Annotated in this window: 1 protein-coding gene; it reads right to left on the bottom strand. The window is 45.0% G+C overall.

Annotated elements, in window-relative coordinates; translation table 11 throughout:
• Positions 1 to 204 (bottom strand): transposase (locus tag FHC48_RS23315; protein WP_220420652.1); only part of this gene is annotated, 204 nt, incomplete at its 3' end.
• Positions 205 to 231: the final 27 nt, after the last annotated feature.

The raw sequence follows: 231 nt of genomic DNA on the forward strand, positions 1-231 counted from the left end.
TTTCTGAAGACGGCGGATCTCGGCCTGAGCATCTGACTGTTCATTATGAGTGGAAGAATCCGGGCCGTACTTCTTTATCCAGGCGTAAAGACTGTGAGTGGTGATATCGAGACGTATTGCAACACTGGAAACAGAATGACCACGATCAACAACCTGTTTGACTGCTTCAATTTTAAACTCTTCAGGATAACGCTTACCGCTCATGGGCACCTCTCTTTAAGTCATCTTAAA

This window comes from Enterobacter sp. EC_50, assembly GCF_019584525.1.
GTDB classification, from domain to species: Bacteria; Pseudomonadota; Gammaproteobacteria; order Enterobacterales; family Enterobacteriaceae; genus Enterobacter; species Enterobacter roggenkampii.